Source organism: Bradyrhizobium sp. UBA2491 (assembly GCF_002341725.1).
Classification (GTDB): domain Bacteria; phylum Pseudomonadota; class Alphaproteobacteria; order Rhizobiales; family Xanthobacteraceae; genus Bradyrhizobium.
Genome location: NZ_DDOP01000100.1, coordinates 34,114 through 48,367, shown reverse-complemented (window position 1 = coordinate 48,367; position 14,254 = coordinate 34,114). Strand labels below are relative to the sequence as shown.

Annotated in this window: 12 protein-coding genes; 9 read left to right on the top strand and 3 right to left on the bottom strand. The window is 66.2% G+C overall.

Going from position 1 to position 14,254, the window contains the following annotated elements; all coding sequences use genetic code 11:
• Positions 1 to 104: 104 nt before the first annotated feature.
• Entirely contained in the window at positions 105 to 1,040 is a 936-nt protein-coding gene (locus tag B2W55_RS32600) for a KPN_02809 family neutral zinc metallopeptidase (RefSeq protein WP_024580476.1), read from the top strand.
• Positions 1,041 to 1,209: 169 nt separating this feature from the next.
• The gene (gene moaB / locus B2W55_RS32595) at positions 1,210 to 1,773 is read left to right on the top strand and encodes a molybdenum cofactor biosynthesis protein B (protein ID WP_024580477.1); all 564 of its coding nucleotides are present in this window, start codon (positions 1,210 to 1,212) and stop codon (positions 1,771 to 1,773) included.
• Between the two features lie 127 nt (positions 1,774 to 1,900).
• On the opposite strand, the gene B2W55_RS32590 is transcribed toward moaB, so the two are convergent.
• Positions 1,901 to 2,842, bottom strand: a complete 942-nt coding sequence (locus B2W55_RS32590) for a bifunctional helix-turn-helix transcriptional regulator/GNAT family N-acetyltransferase (protein ID WP_024580478.1) — start codon at positions 2,840 to 2,842, stop codon at positions 1,901 to 1,903.
• A 42-nt stretch (positions 2,843 to 2,884) separates the two neighbouring features.
• On the bottom strand, positions 2,885 to 3,454 hold the full coding sequence (locus tag B2W55_RS32585; RefSeq protein WP_024580479.1) for a glycosyltransferase: 570 nt from the start codon (positions 3,452 to 3,454) through the stop codon (positions 2,885 to 2,887).
• A 163-nt stretch (positions 3,455 to 3,617) separates the two neighbouring features.
• Here B2W55_RS32585 and B2W55_RS32580 point away from each other — a divergent pair, with 163 nt between their 5' ends.
• From B2W55_RS32580 to B2W55_RS32565, 4 genes are all read left to right on the top strand, one after another.
• Positions 3,618 to 4,784: a PA0069 family radical SAM protein gene (locus tag B2W55_RS32580; RefSeq protein ID WP_024580480.1), complete on the top strand. Its 1,167-nt coding sequence runs from the start codon at positions 3,618 to 3,620 to the stop codon at positions 4,782 to 4,784.
• A 144-nt stretch (positions 4,785 to 4,928) separates the two neighbouring features.
• The gene (locus B2W55_RS32575; protein ID WP_024580481.1) at positions 4,929 to 5,375 is read left to right on the top strand and encodes a VOC family protein; all 447 of its coding nucleotides are present in this window, start codon (positions 4,929 to 4,931) and stop codon (positions 5,373 to 5,375) included.
• Between the two features lie 173 nt (positions 5,376 to 5,548).
• A complete protein-coding gene (locus B2W55_RS32570) occupies positions 5,549 to 6,316 on the top strand; it encodes a ribonuclease HII (protein WP_024580482.1) in 768 nt (255 codons plus the stop codon).
• Between the two features lie 257 nt (positions 6,317 to 6,573).
• Positions 6,574 to 8,082 (top strand): glycosyltransferase family 39 protein, encoded by a 1,509-nt coding sequence (locus B2W55_RS32565; RefSeq protein WP_024580483.1) that lies wholly within the window; start codon positions 6,574 to 6,576, stop codon positions 8,080 to 8,082.
• 83 nt (positions 8,083 to 8,165) lie between these two features.
• Here B2W55_RS32565 and B2W55_RS32560 read toward each other — a convergent pair whose 3' ends face one another.
• Positions 8,166 to 8,990 (bottom strand): uracil-DNA glycosylase, encoded by an 825-nt coding sequence (locus tag B2W55_RS32560; RefSeq protein ID WP_024580484.1) that lies wholly within the window; start codon positions 8,988 to 8,990, stop codon positions 8,166 to 8,168.
• 193 nt (positions 8,991 to 9,183) lie between these two features.
• Between B2W55_RS32560 and B2W55_RS32555 the strand changes: the two genes are divergently transcribed.
• The 3 genes from B2W55_RS32555 (at position 9,184) to B2W55_RS32545 (ending at position 14,151) form a co-directional block, all read left to right on the top strand.
• On the top strand, positions 9,184 to 10,842 hold the full coding sequence (locus B2W55_RS32555; protein ID WP_024580485.1) for an electron transfer flavoprotein-ubiquinone oxidoreductase: 1,659 nt from the start codon (positions 9,184 to 9,186) through the stop codon (positions 10,840 to 10,842).
• Positions 10,843 to 11,224: 382 nt separating this feature from the next.
• Entirely contained in the window at positions 11,225 to 13,012 is a 1,788-nt protein-coding gene (locus B2W55_RS32550) for a tetratricopeptide repeat protein (protein WP_024580486.1), read from the top strand.
• Positions 13,013 to 13,263: 251 nt separating this feature from the next.
• A complete protein-coding gene (locus B2W55_RS32545; RefSeq protein WP_024580487.1) occupies positions 13,264 to 14,151 on the top strand; it encodes a 4-(cytidine 5'-diphospho)-2-C-methyl-D-erythritol kinase in 888 nt (295 codons plus the stop codon).
• The last annotated feature ends 103 nt before the right edge of the window (positions 14,152 to 14,254 follow it).

Genomic DNA, 14,254 nt, shown 5'->3' with positions numbered 1-14,254 from the left:
CGGGCTAGGCAATTTTTGCCGGGCAGGATATTGATTAACAGAACGGAAATTTTAAGTTGGTGTGTCCCGCATTGGGGCGCCGACTGGAATAAAGGGAAACCGCCATGCGCTATGATGATTTCCGCCGCAGCGACGATATCGAAGACCGTCGCGACGACAGCGGAGGGGGCGGTGGTGGCGGCGGCTTCGGCATTCCGATGGGCGGCGGTGGCGGGCTCGGCATCGGCACCGTGATCGTGCTCGGCCTGCTCGGCTATGCGTTCGGCATCGATCCGCGCATCCTGATCGGCGGCGCCGAGATTCTCACCGGCGGTGGCCAGGCGCCGACCTATCAGACCGATCGGCAGTCATCGGGCGGCCAGGCCAAGCGCGGCGCGCCGACCGACGAGATGGGCAGCATGATCGCCGGCATCCTCGGCGAGATCGACGATCGCTGGAGCGAGATCTTCCAGGCCTCGGGCCAGAGCTACACCGGCCCGAAGATCGTGCTGTTCCGCAACGCCACCAATGGCGGCCGCTGCGGCATGGCGCAGTCGGCGATGGGACCGTTTTATTGTCCGCCGGACAAGACCATCTTCCTCGACACCGGTTTCTTCCGCGAGGTCGAGACGCGCTTCCGCGGCTGCTCGGGCAACGCCTGCAAATTCACCGCGGCCTATATCATCGCGCATGAAGCCGGCCATCATATCCAGAACCTGCTCGGCATCATCCCGCGTGTGAACCGGTTGCAGCAGCAGGCCGGCAGCAAGGCCGAGGCCAACGCGTTGCAGGTCAAGGTCGAGTTGCAGGCCGATTGCCTCTCCGGCGTCTGGGTCAACCGCGAGGAGAAGAAGCGGCCCGGCTTCCTCGAGGCCGGCGACATCGACGCCGCGCTGACCACGGCGAATGCGATCGGCGACGACACGCTGCAACGCCAGGCCACCGGCCGGGTGGTGCCGGATTCCTTCACCCACGGCTCCGCCGCGCAGCGCAAGCAATGGTTCATGACCGGCTACCAGCAGGGCACCGTGCAGGCCTGCAACACGTTTGCCGGCGGGTAGCCCGGCAGCTTTTCGGCAGCGCGACATCTATAGTGGCGTGCTGCTCGGTGGCGTCATCCTGAGGTGCTCGCCCGCTTGGCGAGCCTCGAAGGATGACGGAGCCCGTGGCCCATCCTTCGAGGCGCACTGCGCGCGCACCTCGGGATGACGTCCGTGTGTGAGGTGCACGATGTCTTCGATCGACGAATCCAAATCATTCATCCCGCTCAACATCGCGGTGCTGACGATTTCCGACACCCGCTCGCTGGCGGATGACAAGTCGGGCACCACGTTGGCCGACCGCCTGACCGCAGCCGGCCACAAGCTCGCGGCGCGCGAGATCGTCACCGACGACGTCGAGGCGATCCGCGCCGTGATCCGGCGCTGGATCGCCGACGCGGGCGTCGATGCGGTCATCACGACGGGCGGCACCGGCTTCACCGGCCGCGACGTGACGCCGGAGGCGGTCGAGCCGCTGTTCGAGAAGCGAATGGACGGCTTTTCGATCGCCTTCCACATGCTGAGCCACGCCAAGATCGGGGCGTCGACGATCCAGAGCCGGGCCACCGCCGGCGTCGCGGGCGCGACCTTCATCTTCTGCCTGCCCGGTTCGCCCGGCGCCTGCCGCGACGGCTGGGACGGAATCCTGGCCGCGCAGCTCGACTACCGCACGCGGCCCTGCAACTTCGTCGAGATCATGCCGCGGCTCGACGAGCACCTGCGCCGCCCGAAGGCGCAGGGGGCAAGCGCGTAAGCATTATCCCGTCATTCCGGGGCATCGCGCAGCGATGAGCCCGGAATCTATCGCCCCGCATAATTTGCGGCGAAATGGATTCCGGGCTCGCGCTTCGCGCGCCCCGGAATGACGAGGGAGGGGGCGCTTACAACTCCAGCTCCCAGGTCTCGCCGACCAGGTCGACGCCGAAGCTGTGGTGCTTCTCTTCCTTGACGCGCTGGAAGCCGGCGCGGGCGTAGATGCCGCGTGCGGCGAGCAGGATGCTCTGGGTCCACAGCGTCATCTTCTTGTAGCCCTTCTCGCGCGCGGAGCGGATGCATTGCTCGACCAGGGCGCGGCCGACGCCGAGGCCGCGCGCCTTGTCCTCGACCAGCAGCAACCGCAGCTTCGCGACACCCTCGCCGCCATTGACCAGGAAGACCGAGCCGACCGGCTCGCCGTCGATCTCCGCGATCCAGCAATGCTCGCGAGCCAGATCGAACGATCGCAGGAATTGCGCGCAGATCTCGGCCACCAGCGCCTCGTAGCTGATGTCCCAGCCATATTCCTCCGCATAGGCCTGTCCCTGTCGCGAGACCACCCAGCCCATGTCGCCGACGCGGTGGCTGCGCAGCAGGAAGCCGACCGGTTTTTCGGCCACTGGCTCCAGCGACCGCTCGATCGTGCCCATGGCGCGCACCACGGCTGCGCGCCGGTCGCCGTCGATCTGCTTCAACAAGGCTGCGACCTCGCTGCGCGAACGGCTGTCGAGGTCGGCGGCCGCCGCGCGGCCCTTGGCGGTCAGCGCCACCTCGTTGACCCGCTTGTCCGCCTTCGACGGCTTGCGGGTCACGATCTGCCGGCGTTGCAACGCCGCCAGCGTCCGGCTGACGAAGCCGGCATCGAGGTCGAGATCGCGCACCAGGTCGGTCGCAGTGCAGTCGGCACGATGCGCGAGCTCATAGATGATCCGCGCTTCCTGCAAGGTGAACGCGGAATGCAGCAGCTTCGGCTCGATGATGCCGAGCTTGCGGGTGTAGAACCGGCTGAAGCCGCGCACCGCGGCGACCTGGCTCTCGAGGGCTGTGTCATAGGAATTTGATTTCATCAAACATATTATTTGACGGAATCAAGTAATATGCAAGCGCATTTACGCGACCATGATCCGGCTGCGCAGCATGGTGCGCGAGGAGCGGCCGAGCCGGCGCAGCAGGCGGGCCTCGGAGCGACGGGCATCCGGGCGATAGCCGCCGATCCGCTCGTAATGGTCGCGCGCGATCAGCAGCCCCTGTTCGGCCGAGGGCCCCGCGAGCATCCGGGCGACGAATTTGAGGCCGTCGCGCAGGCCGGGGTCGGAGTAGGGCGCGCGGGCATAGCGGAAGATGCCGGCGCGATCCTTGCCGCTCGCCGCCACCATCTGGATGAACTGGGTGGTCTCCTCGATCCAGCCGGCATCGAGCACGGCGCCCGGATGCAGGAACATCAGCCAGGGCGAGCGCGCCTGCTTGGCACCGGCAGCGAGGGCTGCGGCGCGGGTGCCCTCGAAGCGCACGAAGCGGCAGCCGGCGACGTCGGCGACGCGCTCCATGATGTCGGTGTTGGTGCGGTCGACCAGCAAGACTTCGCGGATGATTCCCGCGGCTGCGCCCGGCACCAGCGCCGCCAGGGTTGCGACCGCGGTGCGCTCGACCCCGTCGGTCGGAATGATCACGCTCAGCATGATTTGAGGCTTCGGTGGCTCAAACGATTGGAGAACTCCGGTCGTGTTATCACCTTGTCATATTCAAAGCAGCCTGTTCGGCTGTAGAATTTTGCAGCACTGTTCTGTGGAATTTCTGCGCTCGTGTTCTTGATTTGTTCTTTGGCTGTGTTAGCTTCAAAGCATGAGCCGAGCATCCTCTCATGCCCTCAAGCACCCGCCGGTAACGGCGCCCTCCGATAACCCGGCGGGTGCACCTTCCCCGTTTCCCGAACTTGCGGTCGCGATCGAGCGCGAGCGGCGGCGCGGCCGCGGCGCGCAGTCCAACGCCAGCGGCCGCTATGAGGCCGAGGCGCGGACGGCCTTCGACGACGGCTGGCAGAGCCTCGACGACCTGCCGCCGTTTCAGACCAGCGTGGCGATCGACACTTCGCGCAAGGTGATCACCCGCAACGACTCGCCCGATATCGGCTTCGACCGATCGATCAATCCCTATCGCGGCTGCGAGCATGGTTGTGTCTATTGCTTCGCGCGGCCGACCCACGCCTATCTCGGCCTGTCGCCGGGGCTCGACTTCGAGTCGAAACTGTTCGCCAAGCCGGATGCGCCGGCGCTGCTCGAGAAGGAGCTGGCGGCGCCGGATTACGAAGCGCGGATGATCGCGATCGGCACCAACACCGATCCCTACCAGCCGATCGAGCGCGAGCGGAAGATCATGCGTGGCATCCTCGAGGTACTGGAGCGCGCCGGCCATCCGGTTGGCATCGTCACCAAATCGGCGCTGGTGACCCGTGACATCGACATCCTGGCGCGGATGGCCAAGCGCAACCTCGCCAAGGTCGCGCTGTCGGTAACGTCGCTCGACCCGAAGCTCGCCCGCACCATGGAGCCGCGCGCTTCGACCCCGCCGAAACGGCTCGAGGCTATCAAGCGGCTCACCGAGGCCGGCATCCCGACCACGGTGATGGTCGCGCCCGTGATCCCGGCGCTGAACGATTCCGAGATCGAACGCATCCTCGATGCGGCTGCCCACGCCGGCGCGAAGGAGGCGAGCTACGTGCTGCTGCGGCTGCCACTCGAGGTCCGTGACCTGTTCCGCGAATGGCTGATGGCGAACTATCCCGATCGCTACCGTCACGTCTTCACGCTGATCCGCGACATGCGGGGCGGCCGCGACTACGATTCGCAATGGGGCACGCGGATGAAGGGCACCGGCCCGATGGCCTGGATGATCGGCCGCCGCTTCGAGATCGCCTGCGAAAAGCTCGGCCTCAACAAGCGGCGCACCAAGCTGACCACGGATCACTTCGCCAAGCCGAAGCGCAATGGCCAGCAACTGAGTTTGTTCTGATGCCACGGGCGTCATTGCGAGGAGCCAACGGGTCCGCGCGGAGCGCGGCCCGATGACAGGCGCCGCGACGAAGCAATCCACGCTTCGCCATATGAGGTACGATGGATTGCTTCGCTTTCGCTCACAATGACGGGAAAGGTAAACATGAGTAACGCCCCGACCGCGCGCTTCACCGTCCTCACGCTCGGCGTCAGCGACATGCGCGCCAGCATCGCTTTCTACGAGTCGCTCGGCTTCATCAGGAAGATGCGCGCGACCGGCGAGGAGGTCGCGTTCTTCGAGACCGGCGGCACCGTGCTCGGGCTGTTCCCGTGGCATCTGCTGGCCGCCGATGCCGGGCTGCCGGATCAGCCGCGGCCATCGGCGTTCCGCGGCGTTGCGATCGCCTGGAACTGCAACGACGACACCGAGGTCGATCGTGTGATGGCGTTCGCGCTGTCGAAAGGCGCCAAGCTGCTGAAGCCCGCGCAGCCCACCAGCTATGGCGGCTATTGCGGATATTTCGGCGATCCCGACGGTCACGCTTGGGAAGTGGTGCGAGCGCCGGGCTTCGCGGTTATCGAGAACGGGCGGGTGTCGATCCCCGACTAAGCATGATCCGGAAAAGTGCGAAGCGGTTTTCCGAAAAGATCATGCGCAAACAAGAGGCTGAAGTGAGATGACGTTTCGACCTCATCTCGCTTTGGCGCGGGCCGGATTGAATAGCGGGGAAGGGCGCCCGGTTCCCGGTTGCGCCGCGGAGCTTGGTTGAGCACCATCCCGGCATGATTCGGGACAAAGCCAAAAAGCCGCCAACCAAACCGGCCAAACCGGCCGCGCCAGCCAAGCCGGCGAAGCGCATCGTGGTGCGGCCGAGCTTTCGGCGCGAGCGTGCGCTGATCAAGCGCGGCGTCTGGCCGGTCGCCGGCTGCGACGAGGCCGGGCGCGGTCCGCTGGCCGGCCCCGTGGTGGCCGCCGCCGTGGTGCTGGATCCCAATCGCGTCCCCAAGGGCCTCGACGATTCCAAGCGGCTGACCGCCGAGCGCCGCGAGGAATTGTTCGAGGAGATCTGCGCCACCGCTGCGTACTCCGTCGCGGTGGCCTCGCCGGCGCGAATCGACCGCGACAACATCCTGCGCGCCTCGCTCTGGGCGCTGGCGCGCGCGGTGCATGCGCTGCCGGAGATGCCGCGGCACGTCTTCGTCGACGGCCGCGACAAGCTCGCCACGCCCTGCGACTGCGACGCCGTGATCGGTGGCGACGGCATCGTGGCCTCGATCGCGGCCGCCTCGATCATCGCCAAGGTGACGCGCGACCGCCTGATGTGTCAGCTTGCGCTGGATTGCCCCGGCTACGGCTTCGAGCAGCACAAGGGTTATGCGGTCCCCGAGCACCTCGAGGCGCTCGACCGGCTCGGCCCGAGCAGCCATCACCGCAGCCTGTTCGCCCCCGTCGTCGCCGCGCGGCTGAAGCATTTTCCGCTTCCCGTCGAGCCCGACCTGTTCACGGTCGACGCCGAGAGCAAAGCCGCGGCGGCGTCCGAAGCGGCCTAAAGCGCGATCACGCCCCGCCCGCTCGGTGTCATCGCCCGGCTCGACCGGGCGATCCAGCATTCCAGAGACAGTCGTTTTCGATCGAGAGGCCGCAGCGTACGGGATGCCCCGCCTTCGCGGGGCATGACAGCTGCATTTGATTTTGCACCGTAGACTCATCCGGCCCCAGGTTGCCTCCGTCGTCGCCTGCCGTTATCAAAACCCTCGGGATCAGTTGCGCCGCTGGATGCGGCTCGCTGGGGCATTTCAGGCGTTTCATGCGGTTTACCTCCCTGGTTGTCGAACTGATCCGCGCCCGGCCGCGCCTCGTGGTCTGGATCGTGGTGCTGGCGCAGGCCGCGATCTGGCTGTTGCTGCCGCTGATCTTCTACGGCAGCCCGCCCGGCAATCTCGCCACCGTCCTTGCCTTCGGCCGCGAATACCAGGTCGGCACCGACATGGGCCCGCCGCTGGCGTTCTGGCTTGCCGACATCGCCTTCCGCGCCGCCGGCAATCACGTGTTCGGCGTCTATCTGCTGGCGCAGGTCTGCGAGATCGCAACCTTCATCGCCTTCTACCAGCTGGCGCGCGCCATCGTCGGCGGCCCGCAGGGCGTGCTCGCGGTGCTGCTGTCGATGACAGTCGTGGTGTTCTCCTCGCCAAGCGTCGAGTTCGGCCCGCTGATCCTGGCGCGCCCGCTGTGGGCATTGTTGCTGCTGCACTCCTGGCAATTGATCGGGCAGAACCGGCGCAGTTCGTGGTTCGCCTGGTCGATCGATTGCGGCCTGCTGCTGCTGACGACGCCGGCGGCGATCGGCATGATTCTGCTCGTGGTCGGCTTCGCGCTTGCGACCGAGCGTGGGCGACGCACGTTGCGCGCGGTCGATCCGCTCTATGCGGTGCTGGTCATCATCGTGCTGGCGCTGCCCTATCTGATCTGGCTGGTCCGCGCCGATGCGCTGGTGCTGCCGGCGTTGCCCGCAGTTGTCGATCTCAAGGCTCGCGCGCTGCGCTGGGGCGTCGTGCTCGGCGGGTTGATCGTGGCGACGGCGGCGATCGTGCTGCTGGTGATCCTCAACTCGCGCTGGTTCGCCCGCGACGCCGACGATTCGCCGATCATCTATCGTCCACCGGTCAGTCCGCTGGCGCAGCAATTCGTCTATTTCTTCGCCTTCGCGCCGGCGCTCGTCAGCAGCTTCGTGTCGGGCCTGTTCAATCTCGATCGACCGTTCGGCGGCGCCGGCGTGGCGCTGTTGATGTCGGGCCTCGCCGTCGTGGTCGCGACCGGCGATCTGATCCATCTCCGGCGGCAGCGGCTGTTGCGTTCGGTGTGGGCGTTCGCGGTCGCGGCGCCCGCCGCATTGGCGCTGGCGGCGGCGCTGTTCCTGCCCTGGACCAGCACCACCGAGGTGCCGACCTCGCTGCCGGCGGCCGCGATGGGCCGCTTCTTCGACGACAGCTATGAGCGCCGCACCAACCAGCGCCTGCGCGCGGTCGCCGGCGATCCCGAACTCGCCAGCCTGATCGCGATGAACAGCCGTCGTCCGCATCTTCTGCTCGACGCCACTCCGCAGCGGACGCCGTGGCTGTCGGTCGCGAAGTTCAACGAGACCGGCGGCGTCGTGGTCTGGCGCGCGCAGGACACCGCCGGCACGCCGCCGCCCGACATCGCGCAGCGTTTCCCCGGCTTGGTGCCCGAAGTGCCGCGCTCGTTCGACCGGCTGGTCAATGGAAGGCAGCCGGTGCTGCGGATCGGCTGGGCCATCGTGCGGCCGAAGGGGCAATGATGTGTAGGGTGGGCTAGCGAAGCGTAACCCACCGACTTTGCTCACTGGAGAGAATGGTGGGTTACGCCTTCGGCTAACCCACCCTACGAAGCTGTCGTCTGCTGCAGCACTTTCGCGATCGCGCGCAGATCCTGCCACGACAACCTTTTGTACGACGGCGAGCGCAGCAGATAGGCCGGATGGAAGGTGGCGACGGCACGGATCGTGCGCGTTCCCGTGTCGTAGTCGATCCATTTGCCGCGGGTGCGCATGATGCCCTCGCGGGTGCCGAGCAGCGCCTGCGTCGATGGATTGCCGAGCGTCACCAGCACATCCGGATTCACCAGCTCGACATGGCGCTGGATGAAGGGCAGGCACACCTGCGTCTCCTGCGGCGTCGGCGTGCGGTTGCCCGGCGGCCGCCACGGGATGACGTTGGCGATATAGGCTTTGCTGCGATCGAGCCCGATCGCCGCGATCATGCGGTCGAGCAGCTTGCCGGAGCGGCCGACGAACGGCAGGCCCTCGATGTCCTCGTCGCGGCCCGGCGCCTCGCCGACGAACATCACCTTGGCCTGCGGATTGCCGTCGGCGAACACCAGTTTCGTTGCGGTATGCTTCAGCGCGCAGCCGTCGAACGTCTCCATCAGCGCGCGCAGCGCATCGAGCGTCGGTGCAGTCCGCGCGGCCTCGCGCGCGGAGGCGATCGCGGCATCCGGCGCAACGGTGATTTCGCTGCGCGGAACAGCCGGCATCGGCGGAGGCCGCAGCGGATTGAGCGCAATTGGTGGACGCGGTGCCGCAGGGGCGGGAACTGGCTCGGCCTCGTCGAGCCGGTTGATCGGCTCCTCGCCAAGCGCGCAATCGACCCCGGCCTCGAGGTAAAAGGCCAGCAATTGCTGAAGTGTAGGGGTGGGCTCGGGCGTCAGGGCCATGATGCCTGCAATCTAAAGCATCAAGGGGAAAAGTGGAGGCTCGATTTCGGAAAAGATTATTCCCCTGCGGTATCCGGACCGTGCAAACCGATCGAAGCGCAATTCCATGGTTGTCCTTCCGCCAAAAATCGGAAACAACGACATTTGAAAAGCTTAGAAGCGTTCTCAATGGGCTGAGACAGAGATCATGAGTGCTGAAGACCTTCCTCCGCGCGAGTCTATGGAATTCGACGTCGTCATCGTCGGCGCCGGCCCGTCGGGCCTGTCGGCCGCGATCCGGCTGAAGCAGCTCAATCCGGAGCTCTCGATCGTCGTGGTGGAGAAGGGCTCCGAGGTCGGCGCGCACATCCTGTCGGGTGCAGTGATCGATCCCGCCGGCCTCGACAAGCTGGTGCCCGACTGGCGCGAGGATGCCGACTGCCCGCTGAAGACCCAGGTCAAGAGCGACCGCTTCTATTTGACGACGTCGCAGGGCTGGTTCCGGATCCCGAACTTCATCATGCCGCCGTTGATGCACAATCATCACTGCTACATCGGTTCGCTCGGCAATGTCTGCCGCTGGCTGGCGCCGAAGGCGGAGGCGCTCGGCGTCGAGATCTATCCGGGCTTCGCCGCGGCCGAGGTGCTCTATGACGACAACGGCGCGGTGCGCGGCATCGCGACCGGCGACATGGGCATCGCCAGGGACGGCAGCCACAAGGATTCCTACACCCGCGGCATGGAGCTGCTCGGCAAGTACACGCTGTTCGCCGAAGGCGCGCGCGGCTCGCTGTCGAAGCAGCTGATCGCGAAGTATCAGCTCGACGCCAAGAGCGAGCCGCCGAAGTTCGGCATCGGCCTCAAGGAAGTCTGGCAGATCGATCCGGAGAAGCACCGGAAGGGGCGGGTGCAGCACACCCTCGGCTGGCCGCTGAAGGACAACACCGGCGGCGGCTCGTTCCTCTATCACTACGACGACAACCGCGTCGCGGTCGGCTTCGTCGTCCATCTCAATTACGACGATCCCTATCTGTCGCCATTCGACGAATTCCAGCGCTTCAAAACCCACCCCGATGTCCGCGAGCTGTTCGAGGGCGGCAAGCGCCTCGCCTATGGCGCGCGCGCCATCACCGAGGGCGGCTATCAGTCGGTGCCGCGGCTGTCGTTCCCGGGCGGTGCCCTGATCGGCTGCGCCGCGGGCTTCGTCAACGTGCCGCGCATCAAGGGCGTCCACAACGCGATGGGCTCGGGCATGCTCGCCGCCGAGCACGTCGCCGCCGCGCTCGGCGCGGGACGTGCCAATGACGAACTGGTGTCCTACGAGGACGCCTGGCGCTCGTCGGCGATCGGCAAGGACCTGTTCAAGGTCCGCAACGCCAAGCCGCTGCTGTCGAAATTCGGCACCATGTTCGGCATGGCGCTGTCCGGCTTCGACATGTGGTGCAACACGCTCGGCTTCTCGCTGTTCGGCACCCAGTCGCACGCCAAGCCGGACCGCAAGACACTGGATACGGCCAAGCAGCACCAGCCGATCGCCTATCCGAAGCCGGACGGCAAGATCTCGTTCGACAAGCTGTCGTCGGTGTTCCTGTCCAACACCAACCATGAGGAGGACCAGCCGGTCCACCTCAAGGTCGCCGACATGAACTTGCAGAAGACGTCGGAGCACGACGTGTTCGCCGGTCCCTCCAACCGCTATTGCCCGGCCGGTGTCTACGAATGGGTCGAGGAGGGCGCCACCCCGCGTTACCAGATCAACGCCCAGAACTGCGTCCACTGCAAAACCTGCGACGTGAAGGACCCCAACGGCAACATCACCTGGGTTCCTCCGGAGGGCGGCGGCGGCCCGAACTACGAGGCGATGTAAGCCAAGTGTCAGGTCCCGCCGCGCGCCTGCGGCGCGCAGGCGGGCCGGATCGCATCCGTCGCCGTCACGGGAGCGGCGGAACTGGGGTGGCAGTGCCGGGACCAGGCGCTTTTTGCGTCCGCACGCGAATGTGCCCGGCCCGGTCACGATACCGCCATAGTGGGAGCGTTTTGCGGTGGGGCTGGCTGGATCGGTGGGCGTAAAGGCCTAATCTGCCGATTGATTCGTCACGGGTTACCTTTGGGCTGTCCTTGCGGTTGCACAGCAAAAGCGGCATTGTCGCTCGTCGTGATGCCGCCGCTTGGGTTCGCATTTTGAGACTGATCGCAAGATCTTGGCCGTAAAATCCACCTGGCGTAAATCCTGGAGCAAGGCGACCGTGATGCTGTCCACCCGTTTCAACCGCCTGACGATTGCCCTTCTCGCTGCTGCGGCGCTTGCCGTGCCTGCGCAGCTTGCGGCGCAAACGCCGGACCATCCGACCGACAATACCGCGCAATTCCCGACCAAGAACGACCTGAAGTCGCTGACCACCGCCGGCAGCTATCTGGCAGCCCGGCATGCCAGCGTCGAGCGCGATGCGTCTTCGGCTGCGGCATTCTACCGCTCGGCGCTGCGCACCGACCCGAAGAACTCCGAATTGCTCGATCGCGCCTTCATCTCCTCGCTCGCCGATGGCGACATCGAGGAGGCGGTCAAGCTCGCCGATCGCATCCTGACCCAGGACAAGGCCAACCGCGTCGCCCGCCTCGTGGTCGGCGTGCGCGACCTCAAGCTGAAGAAATACGCCGCCGCGCAGGCCAACATCAACCAGTCGGTGCGCGGTCCGATCACCGATCTGGTCGCCACGCTGCTGTCGGCCTGGGCCGCCGCCGGCGCCGGTGACAGCAAGGCCGCGGTCGCCTCGATCGACAAGCTGACCGGTCCGGAATGGTATCCGATCTTCAAGGACCTGCATGCCGGCATGATCTACGAGTTCGCCGGCAAGGAGAAGGATGCCGGCACGCGCTTCGAGCGCGTCTACAAGCTCGACGATTCGATGCTGCGCACGGTCGACGAATATGCGCGCTGGACCTCGCGCAACAAGGACGCCGCCGCCGCCACCGCAATCTACGAGGCGTTCGACAAGAAGCTGCCGCGCCATCCGCTGGTGCTCGACGGCATCAAGGAGACCAAGGCCGGCAAGAAGCTGCCGCCGCTGGTCGACAGCCCGCAGGCCGGCGCCGCCGAGGCGCTCTACGGCATCGGCGCCACGCTGACCCGCCGCGGCGGCGAGGACCTCGCGCTGGTCTATCTGCAACTCGCGCTCTATCTGCAACCGAACCATCCGCTGGCGCTGCTCTCGCTCGCCGATCTCTATGAGTCGGTGAAGAAGCCGCAGATGGCGATCAAGGTCTACGAGCGGATGCCGGCGTCCTCGCCGCTGAAGCGCAATGCCCAGATCCAGCTCGCGACCAATCTCGACGCCGCCGACCGCAGCGACGAGGCGATCAAGATCCTCAAGGAGGTCACCGCGGATCAGCCGAAGGACATCGAGGCGATCCTGGCGCTCGGCAATATCGAGCGCGGCCGCAAGAAGTTCGCCGACTGCGCCACCACCTATTCGCAGGCGATCGACGCGCTGCCGGCCGGCGGCGGCGACAAGAACGCCTGGGTCACCTACTATTACCGCGGCATCTGCGAGGAGCGCTCCAAGCAGTGGAACAAGGCCGAGGCCGACATGCGCAAGGCGCTCGAGTTGCAGCCCGAGCAGCCGCATGTGCTGAACTATCTCGGCTATTCCTGGATCGACCAGGGCATCAACCTCGACGAAGGCATGAAGATGATCAAGCGTGCCGTCGATCAGCGCCCTGACGACGGCTACATCGTCGACTCGCTCGGCTGGGCCTACTACCGCATCGGCAATTACGACGAGGCGGTGAAGAACCTGGAGCGCGCGATCGATCTGAAGCCGGAAGATCCGACCATCAACGACCATCTCGGCGACGCCTATTGGCGCGTCGGCCGCAAGCTGGAAGCCAAGTTCCAGTGGGCGCATGCCCGCGACCTGAAGCCCGAGCCGGAAGAGCTGCCCAAGATCCAGGCCAAGATCGACAACGGCCTGCCGGACGACACCTCGAACGCCGCCGCTGCCGACAAGAAGAAGGATGACGACGGCAAGGGCGGCTAGGTAACAAGGGCGGCTAGGCAAGTCGCCAGCGTCGCATTGTCAGTTGACGTCATGCCCGGGCTTGTCCCGGGCATCCACGTCTTTGGCCCACCAGCCAGGAAGCCGTCGATGGCCGGGGCAAGCCCGGCCATGACGATTGCTGCGCGTCAATCGCCCCCAAATCCCGGAATTTCCATCCAAACAAAGGGATAGGATCGTGCGGCGATTTACGCTAATCGCATCGCAATGTTTGTTTTGAGGGGTTTATCGCCGTGCCGGCGCTGATTGAAGCAGGGCGTGCCAAGGTCAACCTGACGCTCAGGGTTGTCGGGCGGCGCGTCGATGGGTTTCACGACCTGGAGAGCGTCGTCGCGTTTGCCGATTGCGCCGATCGTCTCACACTCGAGCCGGGTCCCGAACTGTCGCTCTCGATGGCGGGACCGCTGGCCGACGCCTGCGGCGATACCTCCGATAATCTGGTGCTCAAGGCCGCCCGCCTGCTCGGCGAGCGCGTCGCGGACCTCGAGGTCGGCCACTTCACGCTGGAGAAAGTGCTGCCGGTTGCGGCCGGCATTGGCGGCGGCTCGGCGGATGCTGCGGCCGCGCTGCGGCTGCTGGCGCGGCTCAACGAACTGTCGCTCGACGATTCCAGGATCATGGAGGTCGCGCTTCAGACCGGCGCCGACGTGCCGGTCTGCGTCGCCTCGCGCGCCTGCGACATGACCGGCGTGGGCGAGGGCCTGTTGCCGCTCGACCTGCCGGAAATGCCGGCCGTGCTGGTCAACCCGCGCGTGCCGGTTGCGACCAAGGATGTCTTCAATGCGCTCGGCCTGCGCCACGGCGAACTCCTGATCGGCGCCACCGATGTGGTGATGCAGGCACCATCCTGGCCGGCCGCCGGCCGCGTGGTCGACGACTGGATCGCGGCGCTCAGGCGCGGCACCAACGATCTCGAAGTCCCTGCCGCGCGCATCGAGCCCGTGATCAGCGACGTGCTGTCCGCGTTGCGCACGACCGGCAACGTTCGCCTGGTCCGCATGTCGGGCTCCGGCGCGACCTGCTTTGCGATCTACGCCACCGACGCCGACGCTCAGGCCGCCGGCGAAAGGCTCCGTGCGCAGCATCCCGGCTGGTGGGTGCATGCGGGCACGCTGAGCTAGGGGACTCATTCTCTCTCCGTCATTCCGGGGCTCGCCTCTTGGCGAGAGCCCGGAATCCATTCTTCCACGCGTGATGCGGCCCGATGGATTCCGGGCTCGCGCT